This is a genomic window from Labrys sp. 22185 (genome assembly GCF_052045555.1).
Taxonomy (GTDB): domain Bacteria; phylum Pseudomonadota; class Alphaproteobacteria; order Rhizobiales; family Labraceae; genus Labrys; species Labrys neptuniae.
Map to the genome: position 1 here is coordinate 1 of NZ_JBQEPH010000107.1, position 2,954 is coordinate 2,954.

The 2,954-nt window shown below is 56.7% G+C and carries 4 protein-coding genes and 1 pseudogene; all 5 read left to right on the forward strand.

Annotated elements, in window-relative coordinates; translation table 11 throughout:
- On the forward strand, nt 1-318 hold a 318-nt coding region (locus ACTJKX_RS38070), incomplete at its 5' end, for an ATP-binding cassette domain-containing protein (protein ID WP_440727868.1).
- A complete protein-coding gene (locus tag ACTJKX_RS38075) occupies nt 315-863 on the forward strand; it encodes a hypothetical protein (protein ID WP_440728489.1) in 549 nt (182 codons plus the stop codon). The genes ACTJKX_RS38070 and ACTJKX_RS38075, both read left to right, overlap by 4 nt.
- A pseudogene (locus ACTJKX_RS38080) lies at nt 860-916 on the forward strand (MucR family transcriptional regulator); the annotation flags it as partial. The gene ACTJKX_RS38075 and the pseudogene ACTJKX_RS38080, both read left to right, overlap by 4 nt.
- Before the next feature lie 377 nt (nt 917-1,293).
- Nucleotides 1,294-2,391 (forward strand): hypothetical protein, encoded by a 1,098-nt coding sequence (locus tag ACTJKX_RS38085; protein ID WP_440728490.1) that lies wholly within the window; start codon nt 1,294-1,296, stop codon nt 2,389-2,391.
- 251 nt (nt 2,392-2,642) lie between these two features.
- Nucleotides 2,643-2,954 (forward strand): helix-turn-helix domain-containing protein (locus ACTJKX_RS38090; protein ID WP_440728340.1); only part of this gene is annotated, 312 nt, incomplete at its 3' end.

Here is a 2,954-nt window from a genome sequence, read left to right on the forward strand (position 1 = left end):
CAGCGCCAGCGCATCGCCATTGCCAGAGCCCTTGCCACCAATCCGCCGATCCTGATCTTCGACGAGGCGACCTCGGCGCTCGATTATGAGAGCGAGCGGGTGATCCAGACCAATATGCGCCAGATCGTCCAGGGGCGCACCGTGATCATCATCGCCCATCGCCTTGCCGCGGTCCGGCCCTGCAACCGCATCGTCGGCATGGCGGATGGCCGCATCGTCGAGATCGGCAGCCATGCCGAGCTGCTGGCCAGGCCAGACGGTGTCTATGCCCGGCTCTGGGCCCTGCAGAACGACAGGATGGAGGCGGCCTCATCATGAACGCGCAATCCCCACCGCCCAATGCCGGCCGGCCCATTCCCAGGCCGCCCAAACGCCTCAAGCCGCGCCGCTCGGACCAGGAGTTCCTGGCGCCGGCCCTGGAGATCCTGGAGACGCCGCCGTCGCCGGTGCGCATGGCCCTGATCGTGATCATCTGCGCCTTCGTGGTGGTTTCCCTGCTCTGGTCCTACTTCGGGCGCATCGACATCATCGCGGTGGCGCAGGGCAAGTTCGAGCCGGCGGGCAAGGTCAAGATCATCCAGCCGTTAGAGGCAGGCAAAGTCAAAAGCCTGCCCCCCGTCGACGGCAGCCATGTCAAACGGGGCGAGGTGGTCCTCGCGCTCGACGCCACCGAGGAATTGGCGGAAGAGGCAGGCCTCACCCGCAGCCTCGCCTCCTTCAAGGCCGAAGCGGCACGGCGACGGGTGGCCATCGACGCTGCCCATCAGCGCAAGCTGACGCCGCCTCCTGCTATCGCTTGGCCCCTCCTCCTTTGCCGGAACTGGCCGTGCCGATCAAGAGATCCGTCACGCCAGACTACGTGATTTGCCTCGAGGATGGCCGCAGGCTCAAATCGCTCAAACGGCATTTACGTTTTCTTGGGCTGCCCCCGAATGAATATCGAGAAAAGTGGAACCTGCCCGCCGACACCTCGCTCAAGCGCCTGACCGGCGCCATCAAGGCGCGTTGGATCTGCGAGCAGGCGCATCAGCAGTTGAAGGAGCAACTCGGGCTCGATCACCCGTCACGCTGCGCCTGCTGGCTCCGAAATCAACGGGTTTTTGCGGGTGTCCAGTTGGACCTAACCTCGGTGTACGGCATAGTATAACAATGACCTAAACATTTTTTATTATATCGCATCCTTGCTGCCTGAAGAGAATTATGATCAATTCGAACGAGCTATCCGATAATTTGAAGTATTATTTCAATAAATTGGGTAGAACGTAGAAAATTAATAAATAAGTGGTGATCAGCATGACGTTTCGGAATCGCCCATGGCTGCACGATACCAGTGAGGTACAAGATATGCCTCATGGAATGCTCAGCCAGCAAGAGGGCGCTTTCTTGTTTTACTTATGTCGCGATGTTTATCAGGGTGGAGGCGAAATCATCGATGCCGGCGCGTTCCTGGGCGCCTCAGCTTTCTGCATGGCCAAGGGACTGGAAAAAAACGATCGTATCAAGCACAAATCGGGCCGTCTTCATAGCTACGATCTTTTTAGGGTGTGGCAGGAGGAGGGGGAATCCGTCGAATATATGTCGGATCAACTTAAGAAACACTTCGGTATTTCGGTTGCAGACGACGAGTCAACGTTTCACGTATTTTTCAAGAACCTGGGCGAATATAGTCGCCACATTCGAATTTATCCAGGGGATATCACGCAAACGAAATGGTCGGGACGGCCGATCGAAATTCTCTTCAATGACGTATCCAAAACACTGCCGATCTGGCGGCATGTCCTGCAGCAGTTTTTTCCGTCACTGATGCCCGGCATTTCCCTGATCATCCAGCAAGACTACCATCATCCGCTGCTGCCGTGGCTTCATGTCGTTCAGGAATATCTTTCGCCCTTTTTCGAGGTAGCTGAAAGCCATGTCCAGGACAGCGCTGTATTCCGCTTGGTGGAGAGAATTCCCGATCGGATACTCGAGCGCATTTCGAACTATGACTTTACGCTCAAGGACGAAATCGGCTTGCTTGACGCAGCGATTACGAGGCTGGGCGATGATGGCGGCCATGTTGCATTAGCCAAAGCCGTCCTGCTTGGACGGAATGCACGCTACGATGAAGCGAAGGAAATTCTTGATGCAATTAGGAGCCTTCTACCCACGACACAGGATGGCAAGCTCAATTTCAGCCTATTCCTCGCCTCCAAGGCCGTGACCCGGGAAGAGGCACTCCACTCGGCCTTGCCAGCCGGCTTCGACGAAGGCCGATATCTGAAAGCCCATCCCGATGTCGCAGAAGCGGTACGATCCGGGACTTTCGACTCCGGTTATCATCATTGGCTGATTTCCGGCAAATCTGAGGGACGTTCTATGGGAAAGAGCGTGAAGCAGTCTTCGAAATGACCGGAAGTGCGAATTTCTCGGCACGTTTTTCTGTTGAGTGGTTTGGAGCATGAGGTGTCCACCAAAATCAGATTGTGCAAAAACTCTATGGGATTCCAACGGCATGCGAACCGTAGTATCTTGTCGTATGGCACATTTGGCTGGCTCAGATCGCTCGCAACTAGAGCATGTCCTGCGATCGATGAATCGATTGTGATGTGACAGGTGGCTTGTGAGCTGATTCAACATCTGCCTTGTGGGAGAGGTTGATGATGGGAAGAGCCCTGAGCGGAGATCTACGGTCTCGTGTCTTGAAGGCCTCAGCAGAAGGCATGTCGGCGCGTCAGGCTGCAGCGCGGTTCGGTGTCGGCGTTTCAAGTGCGATCCGGTGGATTGCACGAGCGAAGGTGGGTGAGTTGGCGCCTCGGCGGCCTGGCCGTAGCCGCTCCTCCAGCCTCGATGTGCATGAAGCCTTCATCGTCGGGCTGATCGAGGAACGCAAGGACATCACGCTCAACGAGATGGTGCAACGGCTGGAGACCGAGCAATCGGTCGGGATCAGCCGCAGTGCCCTGAGCGCCTGG